This window comes from Shimia sp. SK013 (genome assembly GCF_001292625.1).
Classification (GTDB): Bacteria; Pseudomonadota; Alphaproteobacteria; order Rhodobacterales; family Rhodobacteraceae; genus Shimia.
In genome coordinates this window covers 1-17122 of record NZ_LAJH01000017.1, presented here as the reverse complement: position 1 = coordinate 17122, position 17122 = coordinate 1, and the positions used below count along the sequence as shown (strand labels likewise).

Below are 17122 nucleotides of genomic sequence, written 5' to 3'. Positions count from 1 at the left end.
GAGGAGTTTTTGTGTGCCGGATGGGCAGAAGCCTGCCGCAAAAGGCGTGCAATCGGCCTTGGGCCTTGGCAATGTAGTGCCCAAGGGGCATGCCGTGCCACGAAAAGATATTTTATGAGGCGCATATGAGCACATTGATTTGGCAGGGTGGGCAAAGCGATACCGCAGACGATGCCAACCGGGCGACGCTGCGGCTGATTGACGACATGATTGCTGACGGGGATCGCGCGGCCGTTGTTGAGGCCACGGCAAGCTGGCCAGTGGGCGATGTGCTTGCGTGTTTGTTGCGGCTGCGTCCGGCGCGGGCGCGGCTTTTGTTTGACTGGGTGCCTGACAACCTTGGCCTAAAGGTGCTGTCGGAGTTGGACAACGACTTGCACGCGGTGCTTTACAGCCCGGAATCGGAGCACACGTTTTCCAATATTATCGGCATGATGGATGTGGATGAGGCGGTCGATACGCTGTTGGAATTGCCGCGCAACTTTGCCGGACGGTTGGTGCAGACGCGGCCGGACGCGGAACGGATCGCTGCGGTTTTGCAGGCGCGGGACGACAGTGCGGCGACGGTGATGCGGCTGGGAGTCTTAATGGCGCCTCTGCATTGGACGGTGGGTCAGCTGACCGAGGACATCAAGAGCCGCACAACCGAGATCGGCAAGATCGACATGATGTTTGTGGTCGACGAGGCCCGCAAACCGATCGGGTTTTTGCGGTTTCGTGAAGTGTTGGCGGGACAGGCTGATCTGCCGCTCGCACAGATCGTGCATAAGGAACTGGACGTGGTGAGCGCCGATTGTGACCGTGAAGAGGTTTTGCAATTGGCCCGACGTCGAGGCGTAAACGCGATTGGCGTTGTGGACGAATTTGGCAAGCTGGTCGGCGGAATTTCCCCTCTCGAACTTGGCGATATTTTCCGTGATGAAGTGGAAGAAGACATGTTGGTCATGGGCTCGGTATCGCCTGCGACCACACAGTTTGACGGGCCGCTCACAATCCTGAAGCGGCGGTTGCCCTGGCTTTTGGGGGGGCTTGGCGGGGCAAGTTTTGCCGCGGTGGTGATCGGATCCTATGAGGAGGCGTTGGCGCAGGCTGCCGTGCTGGCGAGTTTCATTCCGGTGGTCATGGCGACGGCGGGCAACGCGGGCATTCAGGCCTCGACCGTGTCTATTCAGTCGCTGACCTCGGGCACCAACTGGCGCGGGGATTTTGGTGCGCGGCTTTGGCGGGAGTTCTTTGGCGCGATGTTCAATGGGTTGAGCATCGGGGTGATCACAGCGATTGCGGTCCTATTGGCGAGCCTCGTTCTGCCATTGGCGCATCCGCATTTGCTCGCCTTGACCGCTTTGCTGGCGCTGACGCTGGTGACCACAATCGCCGGTACAATCGGGGCGTTGATCCCCTATATTTTGCGAAGTTTTGGGCTTGATCCTGCGGTGGCGACAGGGATTTTCATCACCACGACAAATGACGTCTTTGGCGTGTTGATCTTCTTTGTGGTCGCCAGCGCACTCTATCTGTGAGCGATGTGTGCGCTGGCCATTTCGATAAACCTGATCAGCTCATCATGAACTGATAGCTGGCGGGCGCGTAGTGGAAGCCGTCGCCGTGGGTTTCGACGAATCCAACCGCCGGGAACGGCATGTGGTAACCCACGAACGGCACCGAGTCTGCGGCCATCATACCGAGCATTTTGCGACGGGTCGCGGCGGCTGCGGATTTGTCCATGTCAAACTTCACTTCCCAGTCGGGATGCGCAAGCGACCAGACGTAGTGGTTGGCGAAATCGGCGGCCAGTAGCATCTGCTGTCCGTCACTTTCCAGCATATAGGTCGTGTGCCCTGGGGTGTGGCCGAACGCGGACATTGCAGTCACGCCTGATGCCACCGAAGCACCGTCTTCGATCATGTCAAAGCGGTCCATGTTGGGGCGAATTTTGCCCTCAAAGGCTTTGTTCTTGTCGGTTCCGGCCCAGAAATTCATTTCGGTCGTGCCAGTCACGTGTTTGGCGTTTGCAAAAGTCACGCCATTTTCGCCAGCCATGCCGCCGATGTGGTCACCGTGCATGTGGGTGATGACAACGGTGTCGACCTGATCGGTCGAATAGCCCGCTGCCTCGAGCGCTGAAGAAATGGCACCGGGGTTCAGGCCGGTGTCAAACAGGATCAGTTGCGATCCGGTGTTAACAACGGTTGGCGTGAAGAAGAATTGGGCGGCGGTTGTGGGAATGCGCGCAGCTGCGGAAGCGGTTGCAAACTCCTCGGCGGAGACGTTCATGCCAAAGATGTTTTGCGGGCCTTCGACGGTGCGTGTGCCGACAAGCAGGGTTGTGACCTCGAAATTGCCGAGTTTCATTCGGTTGAAGCGGGTTTGGGCGACGCCTTTCATATCGGCGGCGGCCAGAGTTGATTGGCTTGTGGCGGCGGTAATGGGAAGCGCGGCGGCGCCTGCCAGCAGGGCGCGGCGGGAAATTGCAGGGGTTTTTAACATTGGGTCTCTCCTTCGACTAAAATATCGATATTTGTTCATACCATATTGTTACGTAGATTTTTTGAAATAGGATCGAAAATCGCAAAAATTTGATTTTCCCTCCGCGAAGTGACGCGAGATTAGGCGGCGCAATGGGCGTGCGCAGGCGGTCGGGGAAACCTCCGTTGATTTCCTTTTCCCGATCGGATGCAGTGCAGACACTATTGTTTTAACGAGTTTTTTGAGGACTACATGTTTCATACAGCATCTGCGCATTACGAGCGCATGGGACCGCAGGCGCGGGCAATCACCGACACAGTCGAGTTGTTTTATCGGGCCGAAATTGCCGAGGGATTGTTGCGGGGAAAACCGGGGCCACGCAGTTTTGACGACGAGGCGGCGGCGCAAGCGGCCAAAGAAGCAGGGAAAAAGCCGTTCGATATTTCAGAGATGGCATTGCGTCAGCTGTCGGGTTTGCCCAAACGAGTGCGCCACAAGCTGGCACGACGTTTGATGCGGGAAAATTTGCGCACCAAGGCGCCTTTGGCGGCACACGACCAGGAATTGTTGAAGCGGTTGGTCGACCCAACGAGCAAAACACCGATGAGCAAACGGTTTGATTTGTGGGCTGAGTTGACTGAAGTGATCACGCCACAGAAGAGCAAGATCAAAGACCCGTTGATGTTGGTCGGACATCTGCGTGACATCATTGGGCAATTTGTGCCGGGCCAGATGCCGTTTAACAATGGTCGCCCGCATGAGCCGACACCGCCGCCGCCCACAGATGAGCCCGCGCCGACACCTCCGCCGCCTGCAACGGCTGAGCCCAGTGAATGGGCAGCAGGTGCCTTGTCGCGGGTCGAGGCGATGCACTTTGAGATCGAACGGCTGACGTGTCTGGATGCAACGCGCGGTGAGGCGGGCGAAGACGAGATCGCCTATGCGGTTTTGATGGCATCCGGCGAGGCCGCGGCATTTGAAACGGAAAACTCCGGGGGCGGAGTGATCAATGGCGTGCCGGCCCTTCCTTATGACAGTCCGCGTTATTGGCGCGTCTTTACAGAGGTCCACGATGCGGGTTCGTTTGATGATGGGGACACTCGGCTTTATGCGCCGCGGGACATCCTGTGCACGTTTGATATCGAAGGCATGACGGTGCCGCGCTATCTGGTTGTGTTTTTTGCGATGGCAGAAATCGATCCCCAAGGCGGTTTTGGGCAGTATATCCGCGAGTTGCAAGGGGAGCTAACGGCAGGGCCTGCGACGTTGGGGGTCTCGGGCTACATAGCGCTTTATATGTCGACGTTGGCGATCTTGGGCGTATCCGTCACGGTTGGCGCGGCGTTGGGGGGGCCTATTGGCGCGCTTGTCGGTTTGGTGGTTGGCGCGGCGATCAGTTTTGTGAATTATCTCGTCGCCGGATTTTTGAACCGAGACGATGTGTTTGACTTGCAGGTCCGCGTTTTGGAGCTGACAGAAGACACGTTGTCAGGGTGGCCGTTTTTTGGCACCGACCTGTCGGTGCCACTGACGTTCCAGACACATGGCGATCATGGCCTTTATGAAATCACCCATCGCTGGCGCATGGATCAAGCGCCTGTGTTTCAGTTTCTAGACAGTGATTTGCAACTGATTGATGTTTAGCCAAAAGTGGCCGGCCTGGCTTGGCCATGTCGGCCGCGTAGGAACGCTAAGTTGGCGGAAGACGGGTCACGTCTTTTGTCGCGAGAAAGTGGTCGACCAACGCGGTTTCCGCGGCTGTCAGAACTTGATGTCGTGGATAAATTGGTGCCGCGCGATCATCGATCACCTGCGTATTCCAGTTGTCTGTCGTCGCAAAGAAGGACGCGACGCCGGCTTCGCCAAAGACCGCGAGATAGCCTTGTACGACAACGTCAACATAGCTCAGCAAGATATCGGGCGGTGCGGCGGGCGCAATTCTGCGTTCAGGTGAGACCGAGTAGACGGCGATCTGCGGGGTGTTTGGTTGGGAGTGCGAAACCGACGTACCGGTATCAAACCGATCGTAGGCAAACTCCCTTTGATCCAGAGCGGCCCAGTCGTTGCAGGGAACAGGCGCGATCAGCCCGTCGATTGTGCTGTTCGCGTCAGGTTCTGCACTCAGGAAAGCGAAAGGTCGCAAATCCGTCGCGACCCAAGCGCGTTTCCAGCCAGTGAGCCGCGCGGGATACGCGTCCTCAAAGGCGTGCGTACGGCTGTTCACGAGGCTGCCGTATCCAAAAAAATAATGGGCTGTCATGGCCGCATGTCCGCTGATCCGTTGATCCATGTCAATGCCACTTGTGCGGGAATTGCGCAAAATCTGTAGAATTGAAACTAAACTGGTCAGATCTTTGCGCATCACCAAGCGAACAAATATAGCCATCAGAGTCCTGATGTTCTGTGCCGTGAACCATGGCCGTTTGGTCACAAAGTCCGAGATTGCGCAGCGGTGCAACGCGTCCGAAAATCACCTGGCGCAGGTGATCAATCAATTGGCGCAGATGGGTGTTTTGAACACGCAACGCGGGCGCAACGGCGGGCTGCGGTTGGCGCGCCCAGCCGCCGAGATCGAAATCGGTGACATTTTCCGCACGATGGAGGCGCCAGTGCCCTTGGCAGAGTGCTTTGCGGATGTCGACAATTCCTGCCCTTTGGTTGACGCCTGCCGACTGCGTGTCGCGCTGACGGAAGCGCTTGGTGTGTTCTATGCGCGGCTTGACCAAGTCACTTTGGATACACTGGTTTGTGGCAACGACGCACTGTTCGCGCTGTTGGCACCACAATGCCGGTCGGCATAACCATCGGTGAAGGCGCGATAAAATGCGCTTGTCAGACGGGAAAGCGCAGACTACGTTCTTTAACAAGTGAATCGGGAGAACCGGACGTGTCCGGTGCCGAAGGAGCAACCGCCCCGGAAACTCTCAGGCCGCAGGGACCGATTTACCGCTAAACACACTCTGGAGAGAGGCGTCTTATGGCGTCCGCCGAAGGGATAACGATCTCAGGCCAAAGGACAGAGGGGGCATCACGCGCATTGGGGGGAGTCCCTCGTGCGGACTGAGGATGCCGGATGTGTTCCGTGGGCTGTACCATGGACGTCACCGGGAAACGGAGGGCGCTGGTATGGGTGAGTTAAGCCGCACACCACTATTTGATCTGCACGTCGCGCTGGGCGCGAAGATGGTGCCGTTCGCGGGATATGACATGCCCGTGCAATATGCGCTGGGCGTGATGAAGGAACATTTGCATTGCCGCGCAATGGCCGGCCTGTTTGACGTCAGTCACATGGGGCAGGTGATATTGCGCGGCGAGAGCTATGAAGCCATTGCAAAGGCGTTTGAAACGCTTGTGCCGATGGACGTGTTGGGCCTTGGCGAAGGCCGACAGCGGTATGGGCTGTTTACCAACAATGGCGGCGGCATTGAGGACGACCTGATGTTTGCCAATCGCGGCGATCACCTGTTCGTGGTGGTCAATGCGGCCTGCAAAGACGCAGACATCGCGCGCATGAAGGCGGCTCTGGAGCCTGACGTCTCCGTCGAAGTCATTGCCGATCGCGCGTTGATTGCGTTGCAGGGACCTGCGGCAGAAGCGGCCTTGGCGCGGATCAATCCCGCGGTCGCCGAGATGACGTTTATGGACGTGGCAACGATCGAACTGGCAGGCGCAGACTGCTGGGTCAGCCGGTCGGGTTACACCGGCGAAGATGGCTATGAGATTTCAGTGCCAAACGCACAGGCCGAAGCCTTGGCCAAGGCGCTGCTGGACATGGATGAGGTTGAACCCATCGGTCTTGGCGCGCGCGACAGTCTGCGGCTTGAAGCTGGGCTGTGCCTTTATGGCAATGACATTGATGACGGAACCTCGCCGATTGAGGCAGGTTTGATCTGGGCGATCCAGAAGGTGCGTTGCGCAGACGGCGCACGGGCTGGAGGCTTCCCGGGGGCGGATCGGATTTTTGGCGATCTGGCCGAAGGTGTGGCGCGCAAACGGGTTGGTCTCGTGCCGCAGGGGCGGGCGCCGATGCGGGGCGGAACGCAGATTTTTGCCGCTGGTGAGGGCGGTGACCCAATTGGTGAAGTGACCTCGGGTGGGTTTGGGCCCACATTTGAGGGGCCAGTGGCCATGGGATATGTCGGCGCGGCGCAAGCGGCTGTCGGCACGGAACTTTTTGGTGAGGTGCGGGGCAAACGTATGCCCGTCACGGTGGCAAAGATGCCGCTGGTGCCTGCCAATTTCAAACGTTGAGCAACAGGAGAGCAAGCAATGAAATTCACGGAAGAACACGAATGGCTGCGTGTCGAAGGTGATGTGGTTGTGGTGGGTATCACCGATCACGCCAGCGAGCAGCTGGGTGATGTGGTGTTTATCGAACTGCCGGAAGAAGGCATGGAAGTCACCAAAGACGAAGAAGTCTGCGTGATCGAGTCGGTCAAAGCGGCCAGCGATATTCTGGCGCCGCTTGATGGCGAAATCGTCGAAGTGAACAGCCCGCTTGTGGATGAGCCGGGCAAGGTCAACGACGATCCGATGGTGGAAGCTTGGTTCTTTAAGATCAAACCATCCGAGCTGAGCCAGATGGACGACTACATGGACGAAGCTGCTTACAAAAAGTTCATCGGATAAGCACGCGACCTTCGCTTCGGGATCGAAGCGACGTTCAGGATTTTAACCCGACTGACAGGTCGGGTGGCGCCATACCCTAAATGATGGGCAAGGCGCCTCGCTCTCTCCCAAGGCCGGGCGCTGCCCGTTTGAGGCTTTGGGACACATCTTTTGTGTGCGGTACTGCCGCCAAGCTGCTCTAGGAGGACCACATGACCTTCACGCCAACTGACTATCTGCCGTATGATTTTGCCAACCGCCGCCACATCGGCCCGTCGCCTGAAGAAATGGCCGATATGTTGGATGTCGTGGGCGCCAGCGATCTTGAGGATCTGATGAAGCAGACGCTGCCAGACAGCATCCGCCAAAAAGAGCCGCTGGACTTTGGGCGCCCCTTGTCTGAGCGCGAGTTAATACGCCACATGCACGAGGTCGCGGCGAAGAACAAAGTCCTGACCAGCCTGATCGGGCAGGGGTATTACGGCACAGTGACGCCACCCGCGATCCAGCGCAATATCCTTGAAAACCCGGCGTGGTACACGGCTTACACGCCTTACCAGCCTGAAATTTCGCAGGGCCGGCTTGAAGCACTGCTTAATTATCAGACGATGGTGAGCGACCTGACCGGACTGGAAATCGCCAACGCGTCGCTGTTGGATGAGTCCACAGCTTGCGCCGAAGCGATGACCATGGCGAAACGGGTGTCAAAATCCAAATCCATGGCGTTTTTTGTGGACGAAAACTGTCACCCGCAGAACATTGCGGTGATTCAGACCCGCGCCGCGCCTTTGGATATCGACGTGATCGTTGGCAGTCCTGATGATCTGGAAGCTGACAAGGTATTTGGAGCGCTGTTCCAGTACCCGGGCACCTTTGGCCATGTGCGCGACTTTACGCCCGAAATTGCGGCGTTGCATGAGCACAAGGCGATTGGCGTTGTGGCGGCCGATATTCTGGCGCTGACGCTCTTGAAAGAGCCTGGCGCGATGGGCGCGGATATTGCCGTGGGCAGCACGCAGCGGTTTGGGGTTCCGTTGGGATATGGTGGGCCGCACGCGGCTTATATGGCCTGTCGCGACGCCTATAAACGGGCGATGCCAGGGCGTATTATTGGCGTCAGCATCGACAGCCATGGCAACCGCGCCTACCGCCTGTCGCTTCAGACCCGCGAGCAGCACATCCGCCGCGAAAAAGCCAATTCAAACGTCTGCACGGCGCAGGCTTTGCTGGCTGTGATGGCGTCGATGTATGGTGTTTTCCACGGTCCCAAGGGCCTCAAGGCGATTGCGCAGCGCATTCATCGAAAGACCGTAAGGTTGGCGAAGGGCTTGCAGGACGCAGGCTTTGTTGTTGAGCCGGACGTTTATTTCGACACGATCACAGTGGATGTCGGGCTGTTGCAGCGTGGGGTTTTGCAGGCAGCGGTTCAAGAAGGCATCAACCTGCGGCGTGTTGGCAAAACCAAAGTTGGGATTTCGCTTGACGAAGCCTGTCGTCCGGCCACGATTGAACGGGTCTGGCGGGCGTTTGGTATCGACCGCAAGGACGACGAATTTGAACCGGAGTATCGTATCCCTGATGCTTTGGTGCGCGAAAGCGGCTATCTGGATCACCCGATTTTCCACATGAACCGCGCCGAAACCGAGATGATGCGTTATATGCGCCGTCTGGCGGATCGGGATCTGGCGCTGGATCGCGCGATGATCCCGCTGGGGTCGTGCACAATGAAGCTGAACGCGGCGGTTGAGATGATGCCGGTCAGCTGGCGTGAGTTTTCCCTGATGCATCCGTTCGTGCCGAAAGATCAGGCGCAGGGCTATGAAGAGCTGATTGGCGATCTGAGCGACAAGCTGTGCCAGATTACGGGCTATGATGCGATTTCGATGCAGCCGAATTCGGGCGCGCAGGGCGAGTATGCCGGGCTGTTGACGATTGCCGCCTATCACCGCGCCCGTGGCGAAGGGCATCGCAATATCTGCCTGATCCCGATGAGCGCGCATGGCACCAATCCGGCGTCGGCGCAGATGGTGGGCTGGAAAGTTGTGCCAGTGCAAACGGCCGACAACGGTGACATCGATCTGGAGGATTTCCGCGCGAAGGCCGAGAAATTCAAAGACGATCTTGCCGGCTGCATGATCACCTATCCGTCCACGCATGGCGTGTTCGAAAAGACGGTGCATGAAGTCTGCGACGTCACCCATGAATATGGCGGGCAGGTCTACATTGACGGGGCGAACCTGAATGCGATGGTCGGGCTTGCAAGGCCCGGTGATGTGGGCGGCGACGTAAGCCACCTTAACCTGCACAAAACCTTTTGCATTCCACACGGTGGCGGTGGTCCCGGCATGGGGCCGATCGGCGTGAAGTCACATCTGGTTGCGCATCTTCCGGGCCATCCAGAAACCGGTGGAACCGAGGGTCCGGTGTCGGCAGCGCCGTTTGGGTCTCCGTCGCTTTTGCCGATCAGCTGGGCCTATGTCCTGCTGATGGGGGGAGAGGGCCTTACGCAGGCGACGCGGGTGGCGATTTTGAACGCCAACTACCTCGCCAAGCGTCTCGAAGGGGCATTTGATGTGCTTTATAAGGGCCCGACTGGCCGTGTGGCGCATGAGTGTATCATTGACACACGCCCCTTCGCTGACAGTGCCGGGGTGAGCGTCGATGACATTGCAAAACGCTTGGTGGATTGCGGGTTTCACGCACCGACCATGAGCTGGCCGGTCGCTGGCACGTTGATGATCGAGCCAACCGAGAGCGAAAACAAAGCCGAGCTGGACCGGTTTTGCGACGCGATGCTGGCGATCCGCGAAGAGATCCGCGCGATTGAGGACGGCAAGATGGATGCGGAGAACAACCCGCTGCGCAATGCGCCGCACACGATGGAAGATCTCGTGAAAGACTGGGATCGACCCTATAGCCGCGAGCAGGGCTGTTTCCCGCCGGGCGCATTCCGGGTGGACAAGTACTGGCCGCCGGTGAACCGCGTCGACAATGCTTACGGCGACCGAAATCTGGTGTGCATCTGCCCGCCAATGGAGGACTACGCAGACGCGGCGGAATAATCTGCGCATTCGGGGAGAGGGGGCCAGCCCCCTCGGCTCAGTCTGGCTGAGCCCACCCCCGAGGTATTTAGGGAACAAAAAAGCCGGGTGGCATGCCCGGTTTTTTCTAATCTTCAGGCTGTGGATTGCCAGACGACGCAGTGCAATCCAGAAGCAAACGCTTTAGTGCGCCGGTTGAATAAACGTGCCATTGCGCAGCTCGGCAAACGCTTGCTGTAGCTCGGCCTGAGTGTTCATCACGATCGGACCATGCCACGCCACCGGTTCCTGAATCGGCTGGCCGGAGATCAGCAAGAACCGCACGCCCTCTTCGCCAGCTTGCACAGTAACTTCATCGCCATTGCCAAATCGTACCAACGTCCTGTCGCCACTCAAATCGCGGATATTGAGTTCTTGACCTGCGACTTCTTTTTCCAGCAAGACGCCGGTTGGCTGACTTGCGTCGGCGAAGGCACCAGCCCCCTCAAAGACATAGGCAAAGGCGCGGCGGCGTGTATCGACGGGAAAGGTTTTCTTCACACCCGCGGGCACGGTGATGTCCAGAAACATCGGATCCGCCGCAATGCCATCAACGGGCCCGATACGGTCCCAAAATTTGCCGATGATGACGCGGACTTTGGTGCCGTCGTCTTCCATGATTTCAGGAATTTCGCGGCCTTCTACATCCTGATAGCGCGGGTCGGTCATTTTCAGATCACGCGGCAGGTTGGCCCAAAGCTGAAAACCGTGGTTCATGCCATTGGCGTCGGCTGTGGGCATCTCCTGATGCAGGATACCTCGTCCGGCGGTCATCCATTGCACGTCGCCGGATTTCAGATTGCCGGTGTTGCCCAAGCTGTCCTGATGTTCCACCGCGCCTTCGATGACATAGGTAATTGTTTCGATGCCGCGATGCGGGTGCCACGGAAATCCGGCCTCATACATGCGTGGATCATCATTGCGGAAGTGGTCCATCATCAGGAACGGGTCGAGCTCTTCGGGATCCTGAAATCCAAAAGCGCGGTGCAGACTAACCCCTGCGCCTTCCATTGCTGGAATGGCTTTGCGTGTTTCCAAAACGGGTCGGATCGACATCGTTTTTCCTTTCTGAGATCTGTACGCTTGCCACATAAGCTAGGGGCGGAGACATCTGTGCGCAATTTGCGCTAGATCACGACTTCTGTGCGGTGATGCACGATGCGGGGAGGGCTGGGACCAATGTCGCATTCACTGTTGGTCGGAGAAAAGATCTCGTGGAATCGGCCTAAGGAACCCGCGAAACGTTTGATATCCCGCTGAAAATTGCCTCGAAACGGCTGGCGCCACGCTGCGCCGTTTAAGAAATCGGACGCAGAGCGCTGGCATCTGCATCTTCAATTTGCGGGAGCTGGCCGATCTTTCCCAAAAGCTGATCAAGCTCCGCTTTGCCAAAAAGGATTTTCCGAACCGAGCCAAGTTCCTTGAGACGTCGCGCCAGCCGCTTTCTTTCAATCCCAATGGTTTATGAAAGACTATGGAGGGTATGGTTCCACCGCTCAGTGATCTCTACTCCCAAGATCTTGGCGACTGGCTCGACCGCTGTATGTTTAACGATATGATCGCGCAGCAAGTCGCGGATGGGACCAGGGTCAACCGAGTTGCACCGACGATCCGACCGGTCAAAAAGCTCGCCATAGTAGGCTAAAGGACCAGCCTGCACCGCGACTGTTGGGGTGAGTGTCTGATGGTCACCGATACCTTCGTTACCGTTTCGGGTCCCACGCGATAGATGGAACCCCCGGTCTCTTTAACTTCTTCCCCAGCAAAAAAGGCCTGAGGTGAAAACCTCGGGCCTTTTTCGATTTGAGGGTCTGGCGCTTACCAGCAGCTGACCAGAACGGTCATCCCACTGGCTTGCTTGGTAAGGTCTTCGGGTGCCAATGCGGAGCCGCCGTTGGCCATCTGGGCGGCGATACCTTCTTGTTCCAGAAGCGCACGAATGGCGTCTGCATTGACCGCAAAATTTACCTCATTGGGCAGCTGTTGGGCGCTGTCGGTGGCGCGCGGAAGCAACATGCCCAGCACAGAGCCTGCGGTGTCAAACACCGGGCCACCGGCATCGCCCGGCTGTGGCGCGAGCGCGAGGCGGGCCAGTTCCGGTTCGCCGCGCAATCCGCGCACGTCAGACAGTTGGCCAAAGGTCAGGGTGGGCGCGCCAAGCACACCCTCATAGCTGTAGCCAGACACCGCGACGTCAGATTTCAAACGCGGAGCGCCGGAGCGCAGAGCAGCGACGCCCATCGGCGCCAAGTTCGATTTCGGGCTCAGAATGGCGATTCCCAAGGCTTCGTCGAGGTAGCTCACCTCGGCGTCATAATCGCCTTCGAGGGTGATCTTTTCGCAGGCATTCACGGCCTCGATTGTGGTGACCACATGACCGTTGCTGTCGACAAAGAAACCGGAGCGCGACAGGCGCGGCTTGCGCACCTGAAGCCCGGCGATCAGGTTGATGCTTTGCGCGGTTTCGTCGCCCGCAGCCGGATCCAGAACGCCGTCAACGCGTTTAAAGCCGGCTTTCATTTCGTCCAGAATGCGGGTGCGGCGTTCTTCGTCATCGGCTGGCCAAACAAGGGTGAAGCCTTTGATCTCGCCATCCTCAAGGCTGGCTTGGGTATAAGAGATCACGTCCGCGTTTTCACCAACCAGAGTGAAGGACGATTTCAGACGTTCGCGCGGGCCGTTGAGAGGCACAACTTCGAGCGTCTGCATGATGTCATAGAGGCCAAAGAGGGTGTTTTGATCGCCTGACTGGCTGATCATCAGCACGGCGGCTGGCAGATCGCCTGAGGCCTCAAAGCGCACAAAGGGGTATTCGGTGGCGGCCTTGCGCACAACACCGGTCGGGATCTGCATTTCAATACCGGCGTCGATATTGGTCACCAGTCGCAGGTCCATGCCTTTGAGCACGGCAAGGTATTGCTGGCGGATCATTTCGCGCTGACGGGTGGTCATCACGCCTGTCGGCTCGACGCCATTGTCCGCCTGCCATGCGGCCATGGAGTTGCGGGTGCCACGACCAAACGCGCCGTCGATGGCGGAGTTATAATAGCCACCCCATTGCAGATACTCTTGCAGGCGCTTTTTCTGGTCCCGTGTCAGCGCTGCCTCAGAAGCGCGGGCCTCGCGTACGGTTTCATCCGGTTCTTGCGGAGCCAGTGATGCAACTTCGGCCTCGGCCGGTTGCTCGGAAGCTGCGGGCAGCGTCTCTACCACTTGTGATGTGGCAGGCGCGACGCCGTTAAGCAAGTTGGCACCAACCGGCCAGAATTGGCTGCGGTAGTCGGCGCTGCGGGCAAGATAGGCGTCGATCGGGATTAACCCTTCGGAGCGGTAGACTTGCAGAACCCGCTCGGCATCTTCGCGGCGGTAAGGCCCAAGCGCGACGGCGTACCATCCGCCGCCAAGCGAAAAGCCGTTCACGTCCTGCATTCGCGCGGCATAGCCGCGAATGCGGTCCTGGGCCACGGTCAGGCTTGGTTGGGCTTCGAGTTGCACCCAGACGGTGTCATCAGAAGATTGTGCCAAAGCGGCGGAAATGGAGAAGGTGATTGAAAAAATCAGCGACAGTAGTATGCGCAACATGTTTGGAGGGGCCCCTGAAACTCATGACATTGTTATTGTCCGACCTATTTACCAGTTTCGCGCCGCGTTGCACCTTTATTTTGCGTGAAGGCCCAATTGACCCCAAGGGCGAGTGCGCATAAGCAAGACCCGCGTTTCCAGAGGGACCAAGCATGACACAATTTGACGGCAAACCCCGCAGCTTCCAGGATATCATCCTGCGTCTTCAGGCCTATTGGGCCGACAAAGGCTGCGCGATCATGCAACCTTATGACATGGAAGTGGGCGCTGGCACCTTCCATCCGGCGACGACCTTGCGTTCGCTGGGCAGCAAATCATGGGCTGCGGCCTATGTGCAGCCGTCTCGCCGTCCGACCGATGGGCGCTATGGTGAGAACCCGAACCGCTTGCAGCATTATTACCAATATCAGGTGCTGATCAAACCGAGCCCGCCCAATTTGCAGGAGCTGTATCTTGGCTCGCTTGCCGCAATCGGCATCGACATGGAGATGCATGACATCCGCTTTGTCGAAGATGACTGGGAAAGCCCGACGCTTGGTGCGTGGGGGCTTGGCTGGGAAGTCTGGTGTGATGGCATGGAAGTCAGCCAGTTCACTTATTTCCAACAAGTGGGTGGCCATGACTGCCATCCAGTGTCTGGCGAGCTGACTTATGGTCTGGAACGTCTGGCGATGTATGTGCTGGGCGTGGATCACGTGATGGACATGCCGTTCAACGATCCCCAGACCGAAATCGCGCTGACGTACGGCGATGTGTTCCGCCAGACCGAGCAGGAATACAGCCGCTGGAATTTTGACGTGGCCAATACGGATGTGTTGTTCAAACAGTTCGAAGAGGCCGAGGCGGAATGCGAAAAGATCCTGTCGCTGGATCATGAAGACCCGAAAACCGGCAAGCGCATCATCATGGTGCATCCCGCGTATGATCAGTGCATCAAGGCGTCCCATCTGTTTAACTTGTTGGATGCGCGTGGTGTGATCTCGGTCACAGAGCGCCAGGCCTATATCGGCCGAGTGCGCGCCTTGGCGAAGCAATGCGCTGATGCGTTTGTACAAACCGAAGCTGGGGGATACGCTGCTTGAAGGCACTGCAGTCCAGAGTGTCAGTGTCGTTCCAGTTTGATCTTTGGGGGCGAAGCTTGGTGTCCGGTTGGGACCGCCGAGGTATGCAGCGTTCGTCCGTTGCGCCGGTGCTTCAGGGATTTGGTAGCTACGGGGCCTACGAAGCCGGTACATTGGACACTTCGGAAGATAGTAAACTGCCACCAATTTCGTATGCTTCCATAGATATGTGGTTTTCTGAAGATGTCCGAGACGCGCAATACAAGTTTTGGCGCCTTTTGGAAGATTCAGATCAACTAGAGTGCCACGTGAACTACCCTATGGCGCTGTTTGGTTGGTTTGAGAACATGATGGCGAATGCCGACCGGGATGGACAGGTTCTAATCCTTTCAACGGGATTTAAGCTGGCCGAGATGAGTGGGCGCAACGTTGCGGATGGCATGTGCGCCGGGGCGTTCGAAAGGGTAGATGTGGGCTGTGGAGACAGCTGGATCGGAAAGATACAATGACGGGAAAAATCCTGGGAGTTTTTATCGTGCTGTCAGCTTTGGTGGGAGGCGCGGCTCTCTATTGGCTGCAAATTTACGGGTTCTATGATGCTGTTGAAGTGTCCGGCGCGAATGACGATGTGCAGCTGACGCTGTTGGTGACTGGCGAGCCAGAGCCGATTTTGTATGAGAATTTCCAAGCGATCGACGCAGACAGTTCGCCGATCCGCTATCGCGCATGTTTTACCACCAACATGAGCGCCGGTCTGTTGACCGAGACCTACGAGATGATTGAACACGCCGAGCCGCGCAATGCGCCGAAGTGGTTTGATTGCTTTGACGCCAAAGAGATCGGTGCTGCGCTGGAAAATGGTGAGGCGTTGGCCTTTTTGGGCATAAAAGAAATCATGTATGGCATCGACCAGCATGTTGCGATCCTGCCGGATGGGCGCGGGTTTGTCTGGCACGAAATCAACGAATGTGGTGAGCTGGCGTTTGATGGCAAGCCGTTGCCAGCGCATTGCCCGCCACAGCCAGAGAGATAAGCCCATGTCCGACCCGATTGTCATACCGGAATTCATTACGGCGACGCTCGGGTTTGCGGTGTTTTTGCTGGGCGCCCGTTTGACACGAAAAGTGGGCTTTTTGCGGGATTTCAACATCCCTGAGCCGGTAACGGGCGGATTGATTGCCGCGATCATTTTCACGTTTGTTTCCCTCGCATTAGGTGAGCGGTTTGTGTTCGAACTGGAAGGGCGGGACTATTTCCTGGTGCTGTTCTTTGCCGGTATCGGGCTGAATGCTCGGCTGAGCGATCTGGTGGCAGGGGGGCGATTGTTGGCGCTTTTGCTGGTGCTGACGTTTGTCGCCATAGTGGTGCAAAATGCCATCGGCATTGGCTGCGCATTGCTGTTTGATTTCCCGTTGCACACGGGTGTGCTGTTTGGGTCGGCCGCATTGATTGGCGGACATGGAACGGCCATCGCTTGGGCCCCGAATGTGGCGGAAGTGACGGGGTATGCGGGTGCGCCGGAACTGGGCGTGGCGATTGCAACAATGGGATTGATTGCCGCCGCGTTGGTGGGCGGGCCGATCGCGCGCTATCTGGTGGACAGGCACAAGTTGAAATCCACGGCTGATGAACATGACGACGTGGTAGGGGTGTCCTATGAGGACGAAGCCTCAGATCAAAGTGATATATCGCATGAATCGCTGATGCGGGTCTTGTTGATGCTGCATCTGGCGATTTTACTGGGGTATTTTCTGCATGAGACGCTCGAAGAGTTCGGCCTGTTGTTGCCGCTGTTTGTGCCGTGTCTGATTGTGGGCATCGTGCTTGGCAATTTGCACAGCCGGTTTTTTGCCAAAGATGTGCAGGTGGCGCGCACGCCAACATTGGCGGTGATGTCTGAATTTGCGCTTGGCACATTTCTGGCGATTTCTTTGATGACCCTAGACCTGCTGACGTTGGGCGGGCTGGGGGTTGCTATTCTTGGCACGATTGCCTTGCAAACGGTTGTGACCGTGGCGTTGGTGATCCTGCTGCTGTTTCCGCTTTTGGGGCGGAATTACAATGCGGCGGTGCTGGCATCCGGATTTGCCGGCTTTTCGCTGGGCGCAACGCCAACTGCCATCGCCAATATGACCGCCGTGACCAAACATTATGGCCCCGCACCCCTCGCGTTTGTGGTTTTACCCTTGGTTTCAGCCTTTTTTGTGGATATCGCCAACGCTGTCGTCATCCAGGCGATTATGAACTTCTAAGGATCCGTCATGCCCGACTTGCTGATCGAACTGTTTTCCGAAGAAATCCCCGCGCGCATGCAGGCGCGGGCCG

14 protein-coding genes and 1 riboswitch are annotated in these 17122 nt (G+C 57.6%); of the genes, 10 read left to right on the top strand and 4 right to left on the bottom strand.

Annotation, left to right across the window (positions count from 1 at the left end; genetic code table 11):
* Nucleotides 1–125 precede the first annotated feature (125 nt).
* The gene (locus tag SHIM_RS15210; RefSeq protein WP_054003535.1) at nucleotides 126–1520 is read left to right on the top strand and encodes a magnesium transporter; all 1395 of its coding nucleotides are present in this window, start codon (nucleotides 126–128) and stop codon (nucleotides 1518–1520) included.
* A 34-nt stretch (nucleotides 1521–1554) separates the two neighbouring features.
* On the opposite strand, the gene SHIM_RS15205 is transcribed toward SHIM_RS15210, so the two are convergent.
* Nucleotides 1555–2487, bottom strand: coding sequence for an MBL fold metallo-hydrolase (locus SHIM_RS15205; protein WP_054003534.1), 933 nt, complete (start codon nucleotides 2485–2487; stop codon nucleotides 1555–1557).
* 231 nt (nucleotides 2488–2718) lie between these two features.
* Here SHIM_RS15205 and SHIM_RS15200 point away from each other — a divergent pair, with 231 nt between their 5' ends.
* A complete protein-coding gene (locus SHIM_RS15200; RefSeq protein ID WP_054003533.1) occupies nucleotides 2719–4110 on the top strand; it encodes a hypothetical protein in 1392 nt (463 codons plus the stop codon).
* A gap of 46 nt (nucleotides 4111–4156) precedes the next feature.
* Here the strand turns inward: SHIM_RS15200 and SHIM_RS15195 are convergent, their stop codons facing one another.
* On the bottom strand, nucleotides 4157–4756 hold the full coding sequence (locus SHIM_RS15195) for a gamma-glutamylcyclotransferase family protein (protein WP_241488885.1): 600 nt from the start codon (nucleotides 4754–4756) through the stop codon (nucleotides 4157–4159).
* Nucleotides 4757–4820: 64 nt separating this feature from the next.
* On the opposite strand from SHIM_RS15195, the gene SHIM_RS15190 reads away from it, so the two are divergent.
* The 4 genes from SHIM_RS15190 (at nucleotide 4821) to gcvP (ending at nucleotide 10136) form a co-directional block, all read left to right on the top strand.
* A complete protein-coding gene (locus SHIM_RS15190; RefSeq protein WP_054003609.1) occupies nucleotides 4821–5267 on the top strand; it encodes an RrF2 family transcriptional regulator in 447 nt (148 codons plus the stop codon).
* A 62-nt stretch (nucleotides 5268–5329) separates the two neighbouring features.
* Nucleotides 5330–5417, top strand: a riboswitch (glycine riboswitch).
* 175 nt (nucleotides 5418–5592) lie between these two features.
* Nucleotides 5593–6717 carry a glycine cleavage system aminomethyltransferase GcvT gene (gene gcvT / locus SHIM_RS15185; RefSeq protein WP_054003608.1) on the top strand — a complete coding sequence of 375 codons (1125 nt, stop codon included), beginning with the start codon at nucleotides 5593–5595 and terminating at the stop codon, nucleotides 6715–6717.
* An 18-nt stretch (nucleotides 6718–6735) separates the two neighbouring features.
* Nucleotides 6736–7095 carry a glycine cleavage system protein GcvH gene (gene gcvH, locus SHIM_RS15180; protein WP_054003532.1) on the top strand — a complete coding sequence of 120 codons (360 nt, stop codon included), beginning with the start codon at nucleotides 6736–6738 and terminating at the stop codon, nucleotides 7093–7095.
* Between the two features lie 191 nt (nucleotides 7096–7286).
* Complete coding sequence (gcvP, locus tag SHIM_RS15175; protein WP_054003531.1) at nucleotides 7287–10136, top strand: aminomethyl-transferring glycine dehydrogenase; 2850 nt, start codon at nucleotides 7287–7289, stop codon at nucleotides 10134–10136.
* A 162-nt stretch (nucleotides 10137–10298) separates the two neighbouring features.
* On the opposite strand, the gene SHIM_RS15170 is transcribed toward gcvP, so the two are convergent.
* Together SHIM_RS15170 and SHIM_RS15165 are read right to left on the bottom strand one after the other, a co-directional pair.
* A complete protein-coding gene (locus SHIM_RS15170) occupies nucleotides 10299–11210 on the bottom strand; it encodes a pirin family protein (RefSeq protein WP_054003530.1) in 912 nt (303 codons plus the stop codon).
* 762 nt (nucleotides 11211–11972) lie between these two features.
* Nucleotides 11973–13736 (bottom strand): trypsin-like peptidase domain-containing protein, encoded by a 1764-nt coding sequence (locus SHIM_RS15165; protein WP_054003529.1) that lies wholly within the window; start codon nucleotides 13734–13736, stop codon nucleotides 11973–11975.
* Nucleotides 13737–13888: 152 nt separating this feature from the next.
* Here SHIM_RS15165 and SHIM_RS15160 point away from each other — a divergent pair, with 152 nt between their 5' ends.
* Genes SHIM_RS15160 through gltS form a run of 4 tightly spaced genes read left to right on the top strand, consistent with a single transcriptional unit; the run spans nucleotide 13889 to nucleotide 17049 of the window.
* On the top strand, nucleotides 13889–14818 hold the full coding sequence (locus SHIM_RS15160) for a glycine--tRNA ligase subunit alpha (RefSeq protein WP_054003528.1): 930 nt from the start codon (nucleotides 13889–13891) through the stop codon (nucleotides 14816–14818).
* Nucleotides 14815–15306: a hypothetical protein gene (locus SHIM_RS20210; RefSeq protein ID WP_152926567.1), complete on the top strand. Its 492-nt coding sequence runs from the start codon at nucleotides 14815–14817 to the stop codon at nucleotides 15304–15306. Before SHIM_RS15160 ends, SHIM_RS20210 begins: the two co-directional genes overlap by 4 nt.
* The gene (locus SHIM_RS15150) at nucleotides 15303–15830 is read left to right on the top strand and encodes a DUF6446 family protein (RefSeq protein WP_054003526.1); all 528 of its coding nucleotides are present in this window, start codon (nucleotides 15303–15305) and stop codon (nucleotides 15828–15830) included. Before SHIM_RS20210 ends, SHIM_RS15150 begins: the two co-directional genes overlap by 4 nt.
* Before the next feature lie 4 nt (nucleotides 15831–15834).
* Nucleotides 15835–17049: a sodium/glutamate symporter gene (gltS, locus tag SHIM_RS15145; RefSeq protein ID WP_054003525.1), complete on the top strand. Its 1215-nt coding sequence runs from the start codon at nucleotides 15835–15837 to the stop codon at nucleotides 17047–17049.
* The last annotated feature ends 73 nt before the right edge of the window (nucleotides 17050–17122 follow it).